Raw genomic sequence first — 18331 nt, forward strand, 5'->3', positions numbered from 1 at the left:
GGCCCCACCGTCGGCCTTCTGATATCAAGCGTGGCTCCGACAGGCCCTGAAGCGCCACCGGACATCCAAGACGCGACCATCTTTTCGCCCGATTCATCGAACACAGTCCGTTAACCAAAGGAGTGCGTGGTCCGATATGCCCCCACTCCCAACACCAAGAAACGACAAGATTATTGAGAGCAGTCAAAGGGGAACGCGACGATGCGCCTGATCTTCATTCTCGTCCTTCTGGTCGGTGTCGGCCTCGCCGCATTCGCGGTATCGGTCGCCAAGGACCGATTCGACCAATATCAAACGGCGCTGGCCGAACAGCGCGAAGCCATCGTGCCCACCACGCAGGTTTTCGTGGTGACCCGCCAGGTGCGCTACGGCGAGCGTCTGCGCCCGAACGATGTGGAAGCCGTGCGCTGGCCCGCCGATCACGTGCCGTTCGGGGCCTTCACCTCGCTTGAAGACATCTTCCCCCCCGACACCGATGAACTGCGCACGGTTTTGCGCGTAATGGAAACGGATGAACCGCTGCTGCGCAGCAAGGTGACCGCGCCCGGTGCGGATGCGGGCGTCGCGTCGCGCCTTGAAGAGGGCATGCGGGCGCTGGCCCTGCGCGTGGACGTGACAACGGGTGTGTCCGGTTTCCTGCGTCCCGGCGACCGTGTCGATGTCTACTGGACCGGCAATGGCCGCGAAGGCGAACGGCTGACGCGCCTCATCCGGTCGAATGTCCAGATCATCGCGATCGACCAGATCGCCGATGAGGATCGCAACAACCCGACCGTTGCCCGCACCATTACCGTCATGGCGCATCCCGGCGATATCGCCGCCCTGACACAGGCTCAGGCGTCGGGCTCGTTGACGCTTGCACTGGTGGGTGTCGGCGACGAGACTGAAAGCGAGGAGGTCGAAGTCTCGACCAGCCAGCTCCTCGGCGCGGTCGAAGCCGCCCCCAGCGCGGCCCCCGAGATCTGCACCGTGCGTGCCCGCCGCGGCGGCGAGGTCATGGTGACCCAGGTGCCCTGCACCAACTGAGCCCCCTTCCGCGTCAATCCCGGCGCACCATCTGACGTCTCATAGCGCCCTGACTGTCGTGAACAGCGACACGCCGGGGCGCTTTTTCACATCGGCACCGTCGATTTTTATCCACAGCGTGCCCTTTCGACCACATAAACAGTGCCCCGCAACATCGTGATTCTTGCGCGAAAAGCCAATTTGATGCAGTGTGAACGAAATGGGCGGCCAACCGGACAACGCCCAGCAGAGGCATAAAGGCAGGTTCACCATGCGTGTGACGACCATTCTGAGCGCGGCCCTCATGGGCCTATTCACGGCATTTTCGCATCCCGGCACCGCCGACGCCCAAGGGCTGCGCGTGCTGGAAGGCGCCACCTCGGCCACCCTGCGCGTGCCGCTGAACAGGGCTGTCGTGGTGGAAAGCGAAACGCTTTTTGCCGAACTGTCAGTCGCCAACCCCGCCATCGCCGATATCGCGACCTTGTCCGAACGCTCCATCTACGTTCTGGGCCGCTCGCCCGGTCGCACGACCATGACACTGCTCTCGGCGGAGGGAAGCCTGATCGCCAATGTCGAGATCCAGGTCGTGCCCGACGTGGCCGAACTGCGCGAACGCCTGCGCGAGATCCTGCCCGGCGAACCGATTGAGGTGCGCACCGCCAATGACGGCATCGTGCTGTCGGGCACCGTTGGCTCGGCCCAGGCTGTAGAACGCGCCATGCAACTGGCCGAGCGCTATGCGCCGGGCAGCGTGTCGAACCTGATGCTCGTCGGCGGCACCCAGCAGGTCATGCTGCAGGTCCGTTTCGCTGAAATGCAGCGCAGTGTCAGCCGGGAATTGTCCACGTCGCTGGGGCTCAACGGAACCGAAGGCGATGCAGGATTGACAATTGGAACTGGTCTCCAAGCAGGCGCAGACAGCTTCGGAATAGGCAGCGACCTCCCTACCGGAGAGGGACTGCAAATGGCCGGTCGTCAGGGCGGCATTGGCGTCAGCTTTGGCGCAGGATCGCTGCAGCTGTCCATCCTTCTCGAAGCGCTTGAGTCAAACGGTCTCGTGCGGACTCTGGCCGAACCAAACCTTTCTGCGCTGTCCGGTAGCACCGCCACTTTCCTCGCCGGTGGCGAATACGCAATCCCGATTTCGAACGAAAACGGTGGCACGTCAGTTGAATTTAAGCCTTTCGGCATAAACCTCGAATTCATTCCAACGGTTGTTGACGGCGACATCATCAATCTTGTGTTGAACGCCGAAATCTCATCCATTGGCACCTTCACAACCCAAGGCGATATTCCCTCTCTGAATACACGACGAGCGACCACCACCGTTGAAATGCGTGACGGAGAGGCATTTGCTATCGCGGGGCTTCTGCAGGATGATTTTCGCAGCTCGTTGGGAGAAGTTCCTTGGCTTAGCGATCTGCCAATCCTCGGCACCTTGTTCCGGTCCTCAAGCTACCAGCGCGAACAGTCCGAGCTCGTCATCATCATCAGCGCCCATCTTGTCACCCCCGTGCGCGGCGAAGCCTTGGCGCTGCCAACCGACATGGTCCAGATCCCCACGACGAACGAGCTGTTCTTCCAAGGCCGGGTCGAAGGGCGTGGAACCGCCGCGGGCGATGTAGCGGGGCAGGATTTCACCGGTTCCTACGGCTATGTAATGGATTGAGGGAAACAATGACCAGCGCAGCACCCCGTCCCGACCGTCGCCGCACCGGCACCCGTCTTCTCTCAGGCGTGGCCACGGCCGCCATCGCCTTGTCGCTCACCGCCTGCGGTGAGGGCGCGCTGAACGTCAACCGCGAAGCGGGCTACGAGATCGACCTCGATGGCAATTTCGGCGAGGCGACGCGCAACAATATAGGCTTCCACACCGGCGAACTGCAATACGGTGAGATCCTTGCCGAGCGTTTCGCCGCCGAGGTGCCGACAACGATCAACTTCGCCTTCAACTCCGCCACGCTGGACGAAGAGGCACGCGCCGTGTTGCGCCAGCAGGCCCGCTTCATCCGCCATTTCCCGGAGGTTCGTTTCTCGGTCTACGGCCATACCGACCTGGTGGGCAGCCGCGCCTACAACCAGCGGCTCGGTTTGCGCCGCGCCCGCGCAGCGGTGGATTTCCTTGTCAGCCAAGGCGTTGAACGCTCGCGCCTCGAAGCGCTGGTCTCGCTTGGTGAGACATCTCCCATCGTTGCCACCGAAGAGCGAGAGCGTCGCAACCGGCGCACCGTCACCGAGGTCACCGGCTTCGTGCAATCTCATCCGTTGGTCTTGGATGGAGAATATGCGCGCATCATCTACCGCGCCTATCAGGGCGTCAGCAGCGACTGATCGCACCTGGCGCGGGGCCGGTTCCGGCGGCCCCGCGTCCCGCCAGCCAGGCGGTTGAGCCGGCCGGTTTTTCCCGGATCGCAAACAGAATCCCCAAATTCCGTCCCATTGTCGCCCCTTTTGCAGGGCAGCTTTGTCCATGAAGAGGTCCGAGTCCGTCCGGCATCCCGGGGGCGCGACCCTTCCCCTGAGCGCGACCGAGCAGACACGTGCCAGGGCAAAACGACGATCCGGAAATCCGGACCAGACTGGGAATTGAGGAATGAGTAGCGGACTGGCACTACGATCCGAACCGGCGCCCATCGTCGCCTGTACCGTGTCACGCAATGTGCAGAGTTTCGACCTGCTGATTGAAGACATGGAGACGGAACTCGGCGAAGGCTGGGGCGATCTCGGCTTCGACGAGGCGCGCGCGTTTCTCATGCAACCCGAAGCAGAAGATCTGCGGTTCATCGCGCTTGCCATCGACGCCGAAGACGAAGCGGATATCGGCAGCCTTGGCGAAATCATCAAAACCGCAATCCAGGCCGATGTCCGTGTGATCCTCGTGGCAAACGGGGTCTCGCCGGCGGCCCTGCACCAGCTGCTCAAGCTCGGTGCGTCCGATTTCCTGCCCTACCCGCTGGCCGAAGGTGCCCTGCATGACGCGATCGAGCGCCTGAAGGAGCCTGCCGACGCACCCGCGGTGTCAGCCGCACAGCTCCCGGCAAGGCCCGCAAAAGACGTGGCATCGCCCGATAATGCAAAGCCGCAACTGGGCGGGCGCGGCGCCTTGTTCGCCGTGCAGAACCTGGCAGGTGGCACGGGAGCCAGCACGCTTGCGACCAACCTTGCGTGGGAACTGGCCCAAGCCGACAAGAAAGCGTCGCCCTCGGTCTGCCTGATGGATTTCGATCTGCAATTCGGATCGATCGCGACCTACCTCGACCTGCCCCGTCGCGACGTGGTGGTGGAGATGCTGCAAGACGCGCAAAGCATGGATGTCGATGCGTTCCGGCAGGCCCTGGTCGGCTATGGCGACAAGATCTCCGTCTTCACCGCCCCGCCCGAAATCCTGCCGCTGGATATCGTCGGGCCGGAAGACATGGACGCCCTGCTGAACTATGCGCAGGAGTGTTTCGACATCGTCATCGTGGATATGCCGCGCAGCCTCGTGGTCTGGACCGAAACGATCCTGAACCGCGCCGATATCTTCTTCGCCACCCTAGAGCTTGACCTGCGCTCGGCCCAGGACGCGATGCGTTTCATCAAGGCGCTGCGCTCCGAGGATCTGCCGCTTGAGAAGGTGCAGTATGTGCTGAACCGCGCACCCGGCTTGACCGATCTGTCGGGCAAGACCCGCGCCAAGAAGATGGCCGAAAGCCTCGGCGTCGAAATCAGCACCTTCCTGCCCGAGGGCGGCAAGCAGGTCATGGCCGCAGGCGACAATGGCCAGCCGCTTGCCGAAATTGCCAAGAAGAACCCGCTGCGCAAGGAAATCGCCAAGCTCGCCCAGGGCTTGTTCACGGCGATGGTTGGCGACACCGCCGTCACCAAGAAAAGGTAAGCTCCGCGATGTTCTCGAAATACCGCAAGCCAGGAACGCCCAAGCTTTCAGAGGTGCCCGCCGCGTCCCAGCCCCAGCCCGAGGCCGCCACCTCCGGCGACGCCACGGACAAGCCCAAGGTCGCGCGCAAACAGGTGCCGGTTTCGGAGATCCCCGTCGCCGCGACACCGAGCAACGACGAAAAGGATGCCAAGCGCCGCCAGCGTCTCGATGAGATCAAGACCGAGATGCATCACCGGCTGCTCGACAACCTGAACCTGTCGGCGCTGGAAACCGCCAAGGAAAGCGAGCTGCGCGCCGAGATCACCGCCATCACCAGCGAACAGCTGGCCGAGATGGGCGTCGTGTTGAACCGCGAGGATCGCCAGACCCTCAATGTCGAACTGTTCGACGAGGTAACAGGCCTCGGCCCGCTTGAGCCGCTGCTGAAGGACGACACCGTCAACGATATCCTGGTGAATGGCCCGAACCGCGTGTTCGTGGAACGCGCGGGCAAGCTGCAACTCTCCGATGTGCGCTTCAAGGACGAACGCCACCTGTTGCGCATCATCGACAAGATCGTGTCGGCCGTGGGCCGCCGCGTCGACGAGTCGAACCCCTATGTCGACGCCCGCCTCAAGGACGGCTCGCGCTTCAACGCGATGGTGCCGCCGGTTGCCGTGGATGGCAGCCTCGTCTCGATCCGGAAATTCAAGAAGGAAAAGCTGGGCGTCGATGACCTGGTGAATTTCGGCGCCTTCTCGGAAGAGATGGCCGCCTATCTCCAGGCTGCGGTCGCCACGCGCCTCAACGTCATCGTCTCGGGCGGCACGGGTTCAGGTAAGACGACCACGCTCAACGCGCTGTCATCCTTCATCGACAACAAGGAACGCATCCTGACGATCGAGGACACGGCGGAACTTCAGCTTCAGCAGGTTCATGTCGGCCGGATGGAAAGCCGCCCACCCAACGTCGAGGGCAAGGGCGCCGTTACCCAGCGTGACTGTCTTCGCAACGCCCTGCGGATGCGCCCCGACCGCATCATCGTCGGCGAGACCCGCGGCGAGGAAGTGATCGACATGCTGCAGGCCATGAACACCGGCCATGACGGCTCGATGACCACGATCCACGCCAACAGTGCCCGCGACGCCTGTTCGCGCCTTGAAAACATGGTCGCCATGTCGGGCATCGAGATGCCGATCAAGGCGGTGCGCGCCCAGATCTCTTCGGCCGTGAACCTGATCGTTCAGGCCAGCCGCCTGCAGGACGGCTCGCGCCGGATGGTTTCGATCACCGAGGTGACGGGCATGGAGGGCGAGGTCATCTCCATGCAGGAGGTGTTCCGCTACCAGCGCACCGGCCTGAAACCTGACGGCACCATCATCGGTCATTTCACCGCTTGCGGTGTGCGCTCGCACTATGCCGACCGCTTCCGCCAGTGGGGGTACGACCTGCCGACATCCATCTACGAACCCGTCGCGGCGGAGTGATCTGACATGCAGCTTTCCATCGAACCGCTTATCTATATCGGCATCTTCGTCGCGGTCATCCTGCTGGTCGAAGGTGTCTATCTCGCCGTTTTCGGCAAGACGATCAGCCTGAACGCCCGCGTCAATCGCCGCCTGTCCCTGCTGGAGCAGGGCTCCTCGCGGGAGGACGTGTTGGCACAGCTTCGCAAGGAGATGAACCAGCACAAGGGAAAGGTGCGCATCCCCTTCTACTCGCTGATCGCGGACAAGGCGAACAAGGCCTCGATCGCCTTCTCGCCCGAACAGCTGATGATGGTGATGGCCGGGATCACCGTCGCCGCGTTTCTCGGCCTGACCATCCTGACCACCGCGGGCTTTTCGATCCGCATCCTCGTGTCGGTCATCATGGGGGTCGGCGCCGTTTATTACTGGGTGAATTCCAAGGCCAAGAAACGCATCGCCGCGCTGGAAGAGCAACTTCCCGACGCAGTTGAACTGATGGTGCGCTCGCTGCGCGTGGGCCACCCCTTCGTGTCGGCCGTCGCCACCGTGTCGCGCGAGATGTCGGACCCGCTGGCCTCGGAACTCGGCGTCATCGCGGACGAGGCCGCCTATGGCCGCGACATCTCGGAATCGATCCGCGCCATGGCCGAACGGCTGGACATCCAGGACCTTCGCTTCCTTGCCGTGGCCGTTGGCATCCAGCAAAAATCGGGCGGCAATCTCGCCGAGATCCTTCAGGGCCTCGCCGACGTGATGCGCGCGCGCTTCAAGCTGTTCCGCAAGGTCAAGGCGATCACCTCCGAGGCGAAATTCTCGGGCACCTTCCTGTCGTTCTTCCCGATCCTCGCGCTGATCGGCATCAACGTGATGAAGCCCGACTATTACGCCGACGTGATCGACACCCCCGCCTTCATCCCCGCCTGCGCCGTCGTCGCGGTCATGCTGGCGGTCAACATGGTCTTCATGAAGATGATGGTGAACATCAAGGTCTGATCCTGGGCGCGCGGGGCGCGCCCAACCGGAACGCGAGCAGGACAAAACAAGAATGAACCAGATCCAGAAACTCTTCGACGACGTGAACGACTGGCTCGTGGGGCAGTTCGGTGAGCTTGGCCCCCTTTTCGCGGCCGGCTTGCTTGGCGTGGCGTTGATCCTTCTCGTGCTGCCGGCGGTTCTGAAAAAGGGCAAGGACCCGTTTTCGCGCCTGAACGACAGCGGCAATGACGCCGGCGGCGATGCACCGGCGGCCCGGCTGCGCGCGGGCGGGGGCAAGGATGAGCGCCTCGAACGCTTCTCGCAATTCCTGCAACCGCAGGACCAGGAAGAGCTTTCGAATTCGCAACTCACCATGATCCGCGCGGGCTACCGCTCGAAGAGCGCGGTGCAGATGTTCCACCTGGCGCAGTTGATCGGGGGCATCGGGGGGCTGATCCTGGGGTCGCTCTACCTGCTGATCGGCGGCGGCGGCGGCTCTGCCCAAAGCTCGATCCTGACTGTCCTGCTGCCCGGCTGTATCGGCTACTACGCGCCGAAATACTGGGTCCAGCGCCGCCTCCAGACACGGCAGGACCAGATCGTTTCCGGTTTCCCGGACGCGCTCGACCTCATGCTTGTCTGCGTCGAGGCCGGTCAATCGCTCGACCAAGCGATCAACCGCGTGGCCAAGGAAATCGAAAGCTCCTACCCCGCGCTGGCCGAGGAATTCCTGATGGTCGCCTACGAGATGAAGGCCGGCAAGGACAAGACGCGCGTGCTGCGCGACATGTCCGACCGCGTCGACATCCAGGATATCAACAGCTTCGTGACCACGCTGATCCAGTCGGCCACCTTCGGGACGTCGGTCGCCGAGGCCCTGCGCGTCTATGCCAGCGAAATGCGCGACAAACGCGTCATGCGCGCCGAGGAAAAGGCCAACAAGCTGCCCACAAAGCTGACGCTGGCGACGATGATGTTCTGCGTGCCGCCGCTTCTGATCATCCTGATCGGCCCGTCGGTTTATGGCATCGCGCAGATGCTGGGCAACTGAGGGCAGACAGCTTGGCCGTCTCGCGCTAGACTGCTCGCGAATACCCCGCGCGCGAGGGCCGGACCAACCGGCCCCGCCAGAGCAGTCCGTACCGGGAGAGTCACCCGATGCCGCCCTTATATCGTCTCATCGCGCCTGTCGTCGCGCTGTCGCTTGCCGCCGCCTGCACGCCATCGGGACCGCTGGCCGGGGCAGACCCCGAAGCGCCGGGCATAGATGCCACCGAAGAGTCGGTCGATGGGTTGATCGTGGGACACCGGCTGATGGCATCAGGCGAATACGACCTGGCCCTGCGCGCGTATTACCGCGCCGCGGGCGAGCTTGGACTGAACGTGGACGTGCTTTCGGCGGTGGGATCGGCCAATCTGCGGCTCGGCCGCATCGGGCAGGCCGAGGACCTTCTGCGCCAGGCCATCGAAGAAGATCCCGAATTCGTCCCTGCGCTCAACAATCTTGGCGTCGTGCTGATGGAACAGGGCGAATACGGCGAGGCCAGCCGCATTTTCCAGCAAGCCTACGCGCTGGATAGTGGCCGTTCGGACGCGATCAGAGACAACTTGAGACTTGCCCTCGCGCGAATGGAAAATTCGGTATATGGTGTGGAAAACGAAGAATACCGTTTCGACCTGATCCGTCGCGGGCCCGGGGTTTACGAACTTCTCGAAACCCCCTGAGACCCGGAAAACAAGGCGACAGGAACGATGCGGACGAGCAGTATGAGGCAGACCATGGTTCCCGATCTCCGGTTCATTCCGGTCCTTTGCGCCGTTCTCGGCCTCGCGGCCTGTGACAGCACCACCAACGCCGATGTCGACCGTGCGCTCGATCCGATGAACGTCATCGACGATACGAACCTGTCCGACATCATGCTGACCGCCGCCGCCCCGGAAGAGGCCGTGACCTATTTCCGCGGCGCGCTGGAAAACGCCCCCGACCGCATCGACTTTCGCCGGGGGCTGGCCTCCAGCCTCGTCCGCGCGAACCGCGCGGCGGAGTCGCTGGTGCATTGGCGCGCCGTGCTCGAAGACGATGCCGCACTTGACCAGGATCGCATCGACTATGCCGATGCACTGATCCGCAATGGCGACTGGGACGAGGCCGAAGAGCAACTCGACCTCATCCCGCCCACCATGGAAACCTACGAGCGCTACCGACTCGAGGCGATGGTGGCCGACAGCAACCAGGAATGGGAGCGCGCGGACTCTTTCTATGAAACCGCCGCCGGCCTGACGACGCGCCCGGCAAGCGTGTTGAACAACTGGGGCTACTCGATGATGACGCGCGGCGATTTCGCCGGCGCCGAGGAACTGTTCATGGAGGCGATCTCTTACGATCCCGACCTCTTCACCGCCAAGAACAACCTCGTCATGGCGCGGGCGGCGCAAGGCAACTACAACCTGCCGCTGGTGCGCATGACCCAGATCGAGCGCGCACAGCTGCTGCACACCGCTGCCTTGGCCGCCATCCGCCAGGGTCAGACCGAAACCGGCCGCGCCCTTCTGGCCGAGGCGATCGACACCCATCCCCAGCATTTCGATGCAGCCGTGCGCGCCCTGCGCGCCCTCGACGCGGAGGCCATCTGACCCATGACCGGACTTGCCCTGACCTTCGAGCAGGCCCTTTGGTTCCTGCCGCTTGCCCTGCCGATCTGCATCTGGGTCGCCATCTCGGACCTGCGCGAGATGCGCATTCCGAACGTCGCCGTTCTGGCGCTGACCGGCGTGTTCCTCGTCGCGGGGCTGGTCGTTCTGCCGATGGACGCCTACCTGATGCGCCTTGCGCAACTTGGCATCGTTCTGCTGGCAGGCTTCGTCATCACATCGCTCGGGCTTGCCGGGGCGGGCGACAGCAAGTTCGCCGCCGCCATGGCCCCCTTCGTCGCGCCGGGGGACTACCTGTTTTTCCTGATGCTCTTCAGCCTCGTGCTGATCGGGTCCTGGGCCACGCACCGGGGCGCGGGCCGGGTGCCGGCCGTGCGCCGCGCCACGTCCGACTGGGCCTCATGGGACCGGGGCAAGCTGTTCCCGATGGGCGTCGCGCTGGCCGGGGCGCTGGTGATCTACCTCGCGCTCGGGCTGCGTGCCGGTCTCTGATCACAAGGCCGCCATTCTCTCGCCCAATTCGGACGGCACCCTGATCCAAGCAAGACCTGGACCAAGGTGGGAGCTGTCCACATGAACATGCAGACCGGGGCCGTTGACGGGTTCGCACCGCCGCCCTTGCGCAGCCTGAAAGACACCGGCCTGACCGTCGTGATGATGCGGGACATCCTGCTCAAGACGGTGTTCCGCAAGAATGTCGAAACGGCGACCGAGATCGGTCAGGCCATCTGCCTGCCGCTTCCGCTGACCCAGCAACTGATCGACATGGCCCGCGAAATGGGGCTGATGCAGGCCACCGGCACGCTGCACGCCACATCGTCGAACGAGATGGGCTTTCAGCTGACCGATACGGGCAAGGCCCGCGCGCTCGATGCGCTGTCGCAGTCGGAATATTACGGCGCGATGCCGGTCCCGCTTGAGGTTTACAAGACGCAGACCAAGCGCCAGTCGGTCAAGAACGTGCAACTGACGCGCGATCGGCTGCTCGGCTCCATGGGCCACCTGATCCTGCCCGACGGGCTGATCGACCAGCTTGGCCCCGCCGTCGGCTCGGGCCGCTCGGTCCTGATGTACGGCCCGCCGGGCAACGGGAAATCCTCCATCGCCGAGGGCATCCGCGCTGCGATGGGCGACAATATCTACATCCCGCAGGCCGTGACCTATGCCGGGCAGGTCATCACGCTCTATGACCCGATCGTGCACACGCTGGTCGAGGAAAAGCACGACACCGCCGGCAGCCCGCTGCGCAAGGCCTCGGCGCGCTACGACACGCGCTACCTGCTGTGCACGCGTCCGACCGTGATGACGGGGGGCGAGTTGAACCTGTCGATGCTCGACCTCAACTACAACGCGGTCAGCCGGACCTACCAGGCCTCGCTGCAGCTCAAGTCGACCGGCGGCGTCTTCATCGTCGACGACCTTGGCCGCCAGGAAGAGCCGCCGCAGGCCCTTATCAACCGCTGGATCGTCCCGATGGAGATGGGCTACGACATCCTTGCCCTGCAATCGGGCGAGAAGTTCGAGGTGCCCTTCGACACGCTTGTCGTGTTCTCGACCAACTTCCACCCGAACAAGATCTTCGACCAGGCCGCGCTGCGCCGGATCTTCTTCAAGGTGAAGATCGACGGTCCGACACAGGACCAGTTCCTGAAGATCCTCGCCATGGTCGCGAAGAAGAAGAAGGTGCCGCTGGACGAGAAATCGCTTCTGCACCTGCTCAAGGTCAAATACCCGACGATCCAGAACGTCTTCGCCAACTACCACGCGAATTTCCTGCTCGATCAGATCATCGCGATCTGCGAGTTCGAGGGCATCCCCTACCAGATGCGCCCCGACCTGATCGATCGGGCGTGGCAGAACCTCTATGTCGACGAGGAAGACATCGTGCACTAAGGGCCAGACGGTTGGAAAACCCTTCCACGAAGGGTTTTCAGCCAGGCAAATCCTTCGTGAAGGATTTGCCTTTCAGCCGTTTTCCAACTCGGTGACCCTCAGCGACCCGCCGCCTTGCCCGACAGGGGCAATTCCTCCAACCGCGTGGACAGAAGGCAGGCCACGGCCGCCATGACGGCCGCGATGATGAATACCGGGTGCAAGGCCTGGCTGACGCCTGCGATCACCGTCGCGCGGGTCGCCTCGGGCAGCGACGCGACCAATGCAGGCGACATGGAACTGAGGCCCGCCCCGGCCCCCTCAGGCAGCACGCCGGACAGGTTGCGCGCCAGACCCGCCGCGAACAAGGCCCCGAAGAGCGCCGTCCCGATGGAGCCGCCAATCAGTCGGAACATGTTGGCGCTGGCCGTGCCCACGCCCAGCATCTTGACAGGCACCGCGTTCTGGATCGCCGCCACCCCGACCGAAAAGACCGGCCCAAGGCCAAGCCCCACGAACAGAAGCGCCGTTGCAATGGCCCAAAGCGGACTCTGCCCCGTCACGGTGGCGAGATAGACCATCGCCAGCGCAAGAAGCGCGGTGGAGAGCGTCGGCATCAGCTTGTAACGCCCGGTGCGGGACATCACGACGCCCGCGGCGTTCGAGGCGAGGATCAGGCCCAGCATCATCGGCAGGATGAACAGGCCCGACACCGTCGGGCTGACGCCCTTGGCCACTTGCAGGAAGAGCGGCAGGAAGGTGATCGTTCCGAACATCGCCGTGCCCACCATGAACCCCACGCCGTTGACCACCAGGAACGTGTTGTTGCGGAAGAGTTGCAGCGGAAGGATCGGCTCAGCCGCGCGTTGTTCGACCCAGATGAACCCGGCCAGCCCCCCGATGCAAAGCACCAGCAGGGCGAGTGTGGCAGGGTCGCTCCAGCCCAGAACACCGCCCAGGTTGGACAGCATCACCGCCGAAGACAGAAGCACCGCCAGCAGCACGCCACCGGCATAGTCCACGTGGCGCTTGCCGCTATCGGCCGGACCGGGCAAGGCGCGGGACAGGACCAGCAAGGCCGCCAGCCCGACCGGCAGGTTGACGAAGAAGATCCAGTGCCAGCTCAGCGCCTCGACCAGGGCACCGCCCAAGAGGGGCCCGATCGCCGTCGACACGCCGAAGGCCGCGCCGAGCACGCCTTGCGCCTTGCCGCGTTCTCGTGCCGGCAGCACGTCGGCCACGACCGCCATGGACAGAACGATCAGGCTGCCGCCGCCCAGGCCCTGAATGGCACGGCCCGCGATCAGCACCCCGAAATTCCAAGCCACGCCGCAGATCACGGCGCCGACCACGAAAACGGCGATGGCGCCCTGCATCACGATGCGCCGCCCGTAAAGGTCGCCCAGCTTGCCCGAGATCGGCGCCCCGACCGTCGAAGCCAGCAGGTAAACCGTGATCGCCCAGGAGAGGTGCTCCAACCCGCCAAGATCCGCCGTGATGATCGGCAAGGCAGGCGACACGATGGTCTGCCCGAGCGAGGCAAAAAGCAGCGTCACCGCCACCGCGATGAGGATCAACCTGACGGGGACGTCCTCGGCGCTGTCATCGGGGGCGAGATCGGGAACCGACGTCATCGCGATAAAACTCCGAAATGCCCCTGCATGCGCTGGCACAGGGGCGGTAAAAGGGTGTAAATCTGTGTCTGGTACACTTATGTGCGCTTCACATTTATATGCATTCCGCATGCATTTGCGTCAAGGCAGAGCCGGGGAAAAATGCCCAAGCGAGAAGAGACCATCCGTGACGAACTGACCGAGGCCGGCATCGCCGAGCCGACGCTCGACGCCGCCTTCGCCGTCGACGCCATCCTTCAGAAATGGCGTCGGCGCGTCGTCAAGCGCGAGCTTGGCACCCGCGCGCTGAACGAGCTTGGCCTTGACTTGGACCTGGCACAGCTCGACGCGCTCATGGCCGTTTGGGCGCCGGTCAATGAGTTTGACGACTCACCCGACGGGGAAACCATGGTCGCGACGGTCGCCGACCGGCTGGGCATCGACCCGTCCCGCGCCTCGCGCCTGACCGCGGACCTGATCCGCCTTGGCCTGATCCGCCGCGCCGTCAGCCAGGTGGACGGGCGGCGCACGATCCTGGAGCCGACCGACCTGGGCCACGAGGTTGTCCGCGCCGTCCGGCTCTACAAATTCGCGGCGCTTGGCGATTTCCTGTCCGGCTGGACGGAGGAGGAGGTGGCCACGTTCCTGCCGCTGCTCGACCGGTTCACCACCTGGTCCGAACAAAGCGACCGGTTCCCGCAGCATCTGCGCGACCGGATCGAGACCCTGCGCACGACCCTGCCCAAGCTGGGCGAAACCTGAAAACCCTTCACGAAGGGTTTTCGGCCCCGCAAATCCTTCGAGAAGGATTTGCCCCCTCGCCGCGCGCGCCCACCCAGCCTATCTAGGGGGCCATGACCGCCCTGCCCCCCGCAATCACCGGTTGGTTCGACGCCCGCGGATGGTCCATCCACCCGCACCAGCAGGCGATGCTTTCGGCCGCAGATCAGCCCTGCACGCTTCTGATCGCGCCCACGGGCGGCGGCAAGACCATGGCGGGGTTCCTGCCGACTCTCGCCGAATTGGCGGACGGGGACCATCACGGCCTTCACACGCTCTACATCTCGCCGCTCAAGGCGCTGGCTGCCGATATCCGCCGCAACCTGACCGGCCCGATCACCGAGATGGGCCTGCCCATCCGGGTCGAGGACCGCACCGGCGATACGCCCTCCAGCCGCAAGAAACGCCAGCGCGCCGACCCGCCGCATATCCTGCTGACGACACCGGAGAGCCTCGCCCTGATGACGTCTTACGAGGATGCCCACCGTACCTTTGCCGGGCTCAAGCGCGTCATCGTCGACGAGATCCACGCCCTGGCCGAAAGCAAGCGCGGGGACCAGTTGATGCTGGCCCTGTCGCGCCTCTCCACCCTCGCGCCCGGCCTGCGCCGCGTCGGCCTGTCGGCGACGGTCGAAGACCCGAAGGCCATCGCGCGCCTGCTCGCCCGCCACCCCGACCCGTGCGAGATCCTGATGGCCGCCCCCGGCCCGAACCCCGATATCTCGATGCTGCAAACCACCGAACCGCCGCCCTGGTCCGGCGGCGGCGGGCGCTATGCCATCCCCGCCGTGTTGGAGGAGGTCAGGAAACACCGCACCACGCTGATCTTTCACAACACACGCGCGCAGGCCGAGATCTTCTTTCACCACCTGTGGCTCGCCAACGAGGATCAGCTGCCCATCGGCATCCACCACGGCGCACTGGCCCGCGAACAGCGCGAGCGCGTAGAACAGGCCATGACAGACGGCCAGCTGAAGGCCATCGTCTGCACCGGCACGCTGGATCTGGGCATCGACTGGGGCGATGTGGACCTCGTGATCCAGGTCGGCGCACCGAAGAACGTCAAGCGATTGGTGCAGCGGATCGGGCGGGCCAACCACCGCTACAATGCGCCCTCCAAGGCGCTGATCGTGCCCGCCAACCGGTTCGAGGTGATCGAATGCGTGGCCGCCCTCGACGCCGTGCGAGACCATGACCTTGACGGCGAGGCGCGCGGCCCCGGCCCGCTGGACGTGTTGTGTCAACATATCCTGATCCGCGCCGCCGCAGGCCCCTTCCACGCCGACGACCTCTATGCCGAGGTCATCACCACGGGCGCCTATGCCGAGCTGTCCCGCGACCTGTTCGACCGCTGCCTCGATTTCGTGGCCACGGGCGGCTATGCCCTTCGGGCCTATGACCAGTGGCAGCGCCTTCTCCAACGCCCCGACGGGCAATGGCAACTGCGCGACCCCCGCGCGACACAGCGCATCCGCATGAACATCGGCACCATCGTGGATGCCGACAAGATGCAGGTCCGATTGCACAAGACCCGTGGCGGCAAACCCCTGGGCGAGGTCGAGGAATACTTCGCCTCGCTTCTGCGCAAGGGCGACACCTTCCTGATCGGGGGAGAGATTGTGCGCTACGAGGGCATGCGCGAGATGGTGGTCGAGGTGACACGCACCCCCACGCAAAAACCCAAGATCGCCACCTTCATGGGCACGAAATTCGCCACCTCAACGCAGCTGTCCGACCGCATCCTGACCATGTTCCGGCAGGAGGATTGGCCCGACCTGCCCCCTCACACCCGCGACTGGCTGCACCTGCAACGGCAGGTTTCGCGCCTGCCCGAACGCGACCGGCTGCTGGTCGAAAGCTTCCCCCATGACGGGCGCGAACACCTCGTGGCCTACGGGTTCGCAGGCCGCAACGCGCAGCAGACCCTCGGCCTTTTGCTGACCCAACGGATGGAGGCGCAGGGCCTGAACCCCATGGGCTTCGTCGCCACCGATTACGCGACGCTGATCTGGGGGCTGGATCGCGTGGCCGAGGCCGCGCCGCTGTTTTCCCGCGACAACCTCGTCGAGGCGATGGAAACCTGGCTTTCCGACAACGCGGTGATGAAACGGACCTTCAAGGGCTCGGCCATCATCGCAGGCCTGATCGATCGCAACATGCCGGGCGGCAAGCGCAAATCGGGACGGCAGGCGACGTTTTCGACCGACATCCTTTACGACACGCTGCGCAAATACGACCCCGACCACCTCATGCTGCGGATCACCCGGGACGAGGCGATGCGCGGCCTCGTCGATTTCGGCCGGATCGAGGAGATGCTGGCCCGCATCGGCGACCGGATCGACCACCAGCGCCTGACCCGCGTCACCCCGCTGGCCGCGCCGCTTTTCCTCGAACCCGGGCGCGTCCCGGTCGAGGGGCTGGCCAACCAGCGCCTTCTGGAAGAGGAAGCCACCCGCCTGATGCAGACCGCGGGGCTGGAGACCACGGGGACCTGACCCGCCGCCCCCTCAGGCCTCAAGCCACCCCCTTGCGCCATGAAATTCCACATGGCACACCGAACGAAGCATGAACACCCTGCCCTTCACCTTCGCCGGCGAAACCTTCCACGCGCGGCCCTCCGGCGCGCTCTCCTGGCCTGCGCAGGGTCTGCTCTGTGTGTCCGACCTGCACCTCGGGAAATCCGAGCGCATGGCCCGGCGCGGCGGGCCGATGCTGCCGCCCTATGAAGGGGTGGAGACCCTTGCGAAACTCGCAGAGGACATCGCCGCGACAGACCCGAGAACCGTGATCTGCCTGGGCGACAGTTTCGACGACAGCGCCGCCGCCGAGGCGCTGGACGATGAGACAAGCGAGGCACTCGGCCCCCTCATGGCAGGCCGCCGCTGGATCTGGATCGAGGGCAATCACGACCCGGGGCCCGTGTCGGTGGACGGGACCCATCTTGCAACGGTCACGCTGGCTGGGATCACCTTTCGCCATATCGCAGATCCGGAGAAAACCAGGGAAGTCTCTGGCCACTACCACCCAAAGGCCCGCGTCGCCCTGCGCGGTCGCAGCCTGTCGCGCCGCTGCTTTCTCGTCGATGACCGCCGCCTGGTCCTGCCTGCCTATGGCACCTATACCGGCGGCCTCTCCTGCGACCGGCCCGAACTATCGGGGCTCATGGCCCCCGGTGCGCGCGCCATCCTGCTGGGCGACCCGCCCGTTGCGCTGCCCATGCCGCGCGCCCGTCGCGACGCCGGATAGGGTTCACTCGACCGGAACACCGGCACGGCGCAGCGCTGACTGGCGCACCCTGCCCGCCATTCAACGCAACGACATACCGACCGCCCTCCTGCCGCACATGCAGGTCATCTCCGTCTGCCGACGCGTTGGCTCGGCTTCACGGCAAAAGGTCAAAAACAGTCGTGTCGTCGTGCAAAAACATGCAAGCTTGCGCGAACCTTCCGAGGTTTCGATCGCCCCACCCCGGCCCCATCTTCCGTCCCGGAAAAGGGCCAGAAAACCGCACTCAAAAGGCTGTTTGCTTCATGGAGCACCCCGGCAGAACGACCTCGATCGCGCCTGAGCGCGCGCAAGCGATCCGCGACAGCTTTGCGCGGCAAGAGATGATGGCGACAATCGGCGCACGGATAGACGAGATCGCAATCGGCCGGGTGGTGCTGTCCCTCGACGTGTCGCCACGGATCGGCCAGCAACACGGGTTCGTGCATGCCGGCGCCACCTTCGCACTCGGCGACAGCGCGGCGGGCTACTCCGCGCTCAGCCTCATGCCCGAGGGCTCCGAGGTGCTGACCGTCGAGATGAAGATCAACCTGCTGGCGCCCGCCACCGGCCGCCGACTGATCGCGGAAGGCGAAGTCGTCAAACCGGGCCGACGCCTGATAATCGCACGCGCGACCGTACGGGCAGAAGCCGAAGATGGCAGCCTGCGCGACGTTGCCATCCTGCAAGGCACGATGATCCCGTCCTGATCCTCCAGCACCAATGCCAAGACGATCGGCAGCCCTGCTCATCGCCCCGCAAGACCTTGCAAACGGGACCACAGGTCCTAACGACCAGTCAGCGAAACGGACCCGGCAAAAGCCTCTTCATCTTGGCCA

At 64.5% G+C, this 18331-nt stretch carries 17 protein-coding genes; 15 read left to right on the plus strand and 2 right to left on the minus strand.

Features of this window, described 5'->3' with window-relative positions; all coding sequences use genetic code 11:
- The first annotated feature begins 201 nt into the window (after window positions 1–201).
- Window positions 202–1026, plus strand: coding sequence for a Flp pilus assembly protein CpaB (gene cpaB / locus KUV65_RS07805; RefSeq protein ID WP_222189121.1), 825 nt, complete (start codon window positions 202–204; stop codon window positions 1024–1026).
- A gap of 39 nt (window positions 1027–1065) precedes the next feature.
- On the opposite strand, the gene KUV65_RS07810 is transcribed toward cpaB, so the two are convergent.
- On the minus strand, window positions 1066–1293 hold the full coding sequence (locus KUV65_RS07810) for a hypothetical protein (protein ID WP_222189123.1): 228 nt from the start codon (window positions 1291–1293) through the stop codon (window positions 1066–1068).
- On the opposite strand from KUV65_RS07810, the gene KUV65_RS07815 reads away from it, so the two are divergent.
- The 10 genes from KUV65_RS07815 to KUV65_RS07860 all read left to right on the plus strand — a co-directional run bounded on the left by KUV65_RS07815 (window position 1277) and on the right by KUV65_RS07860 (window position 11856).
- On the plus strand, window positions 1277–2677 hold the full coding sequence (locus KUV65_RS07815; RefSeq protein WP_222189125.1) for a type II and III secretion system protein family protein: 1401 nt from the start codon (window positions 1277–1279) through the stop codon (window positions 2675–2677). The two genes, KUV65_RS07810 and KUV65_RS07815, sit on opposite strands and share 17 nt — an antisense overlap.
- A gap of 8 nt (window positions 2678–2685) precedes the next feature.
- A complete protein-coding gene (locus KUV65_RS07820; RefSeq protein ID WP_222189127.1) occupies window positions 2686–3339 on the plus strand; it encodes an OmpA family protein in 654 nt (217 codons plus the stop codon).
- A gap of 262 nt (window positions 3340–3601) precedes the next feature.
- Window positions 3602–4885, plus strand: a complete 1284-nt coding sequence (locus KUV65_RS07825) for an AAA family ATPase (protein WP_222189129.1) — start codon at window positions 3602–3604, stop codon at window positions 4883–4885.
- 8 nt (window positions 4886–4893) lie between these two features.
- Window positions 4894–6354 (plus strand): CpaF family protein, encoded by a 1461-nt coding sequence (locus KUV65_RS07830; protein ID WP_222189131.1) that lies wholly within the window; start codon window positions 4894–4896, stop codon window positions 6352–6354.
- A gap of 6 nt (window positions 6355–6360) precedes the next feature.
- Entirely contained in the window at window positions 6361–7329 is a 969-nt protein-coding gene (locus KUV65_RS07835; RefSeq protein WP_222189133.1) for a type II secretion system F family protein, read from the plus strand.
- A gap of 52 nt (window positions 7330–7381) precedes the next feature.
- Window positions 7382–8362, plus strand: a complete 981-nt coding sequence (locus KUV65_RS07840) for a type II secretion system F family protein (RefSeq protein WP_222189135.1) — start codon at window positions 7382–7384, stop codon at window positions 8360–8362.
- A gap of 107 nt (window positions 8363–8469) precedes the next feature.
- Window positions 8470–9036: a tetratricopeptide repeat protein gene (locus KUV65_RS07845; protein WP_222189137.1), complete on the plus strand. Its 567-nt coding sequence runs from the start codon at window positions 8470–8472 to the stop codon at window positions 9034–9036.
- Window positions 9037–9090: 54 nt separating this feature from the next.
- Entirely contained in the window at window positions 9091–9945 is an 855-nt protein-coding gene (locus KUV65_RS07850; RefSeq protein WP_222189138.1) for a tetratricopeptide repeat protein, read from the plus strand.
- 3 nt (window positions 9946–9948) lie between these two features.
- Window positions 9949–10455 carry a prepilin peptidase gene (locus KUV65_RS07855; RefSeq protein ID WP_222189140.1) on the plus strand — a complete coding sequence of 169 codons (507 nt, stop codon included), beginning with the start codon at window positions 9949–9951 and terminating at the stop codon, window positions 10453–10455.
- A gap of 81 nt (window positions 10456–10536) precedes the next feature.
- Entirely contained in the window at window positions 10537–11856 is a 1320-nt protein-coding gene (locus tag KUV65_RS07860) for a hypothetical protein (protein ID WP_222189142.1), read from the plus strand.
- A gap of 98 nt (window positions 11857–11954) precedes the next feature.
- Here KUV65_RS07860 and KUV65_RS07865 read toward each other — a convergent pair whose 3' ends face one another.
- On the minus strand, window positions 11955–13469 hold the full coding sequence (locus KUV65_RS07865) for an MDR family MFS transporter (protein ID WP_222189144.1): 1515 nt from the start codon (window positions 13467–13469) through the stop codon (window positions 11955–11957).
- Window positions 13470–13610: 141 nt separating this feature from the next.
- Between KUV65_RS07865 and KUV65_RS07870 the strand changes: the two genes are divergently transcribed.
- The 4 genes from KUV65_RS07870 to KUV65_RS07885 all read left to right on the plus strand — a co-directional run bounded on the left by KUV65_RS07870 (window position 13611) and on the right by KUV65_RS07885 (window position 18202).
- On the plus strand, window positions 13611–14210 hold the full coding sequence (locus KUV65_RS07870) for a MarR family winged helix-turn-helix transcriptional regulator (protein ID WP_222189146.1): 600 nt from the start codon (window positions 13611–13613) through the stop codon (window positions 14208–14210).
- Between the two features lie 92 nt (window positions 14211–14302).
- Entirely contained in the window at window positions 14303–16723 is a 2421-nt protein-coding gene (locus tag KUV65_RS07875) for a ligase-associated DNA damage response DEXH box helicase (protein WP_222189148.1), read from the plus strand.
- Window positions 16724–16793: 70 nt separating this feature from the next.
- Complete coding sequence (gene pdeM, locus KUV65_RS07880; protein ID WP_222189150.1) at window positions 16794–17474, plus strand: ligase-associated DNA damage response endonuclease PdeM; 681 nt, start codon at window positions 16794–16796, stop codon at window positions 17472–17474.
- Between the two features lie 284 nt (window positions 17475–17758).
- A complete protein-coding gene (locus KUV65_RS07885; RefSeq protein ID WP_222189152.1) occupies window positions 17759–18202 on the plus strand; it encodes a PaaI family thioesterase in 444 nt (147 codons plus the stop codon).
- Window positions 18203–18331 lie beyond the last annotated feature (129 nt).

The organism is Maritalea mobilis (genome assembly GCF_019800885.1).
Lineage (GTDB): Bacteria > Pseudomonadota > Alphaproteobacteria > Rhodobacterales > Rhodobacteraceae > Roseibacterium > Roseibacterium beibuensis.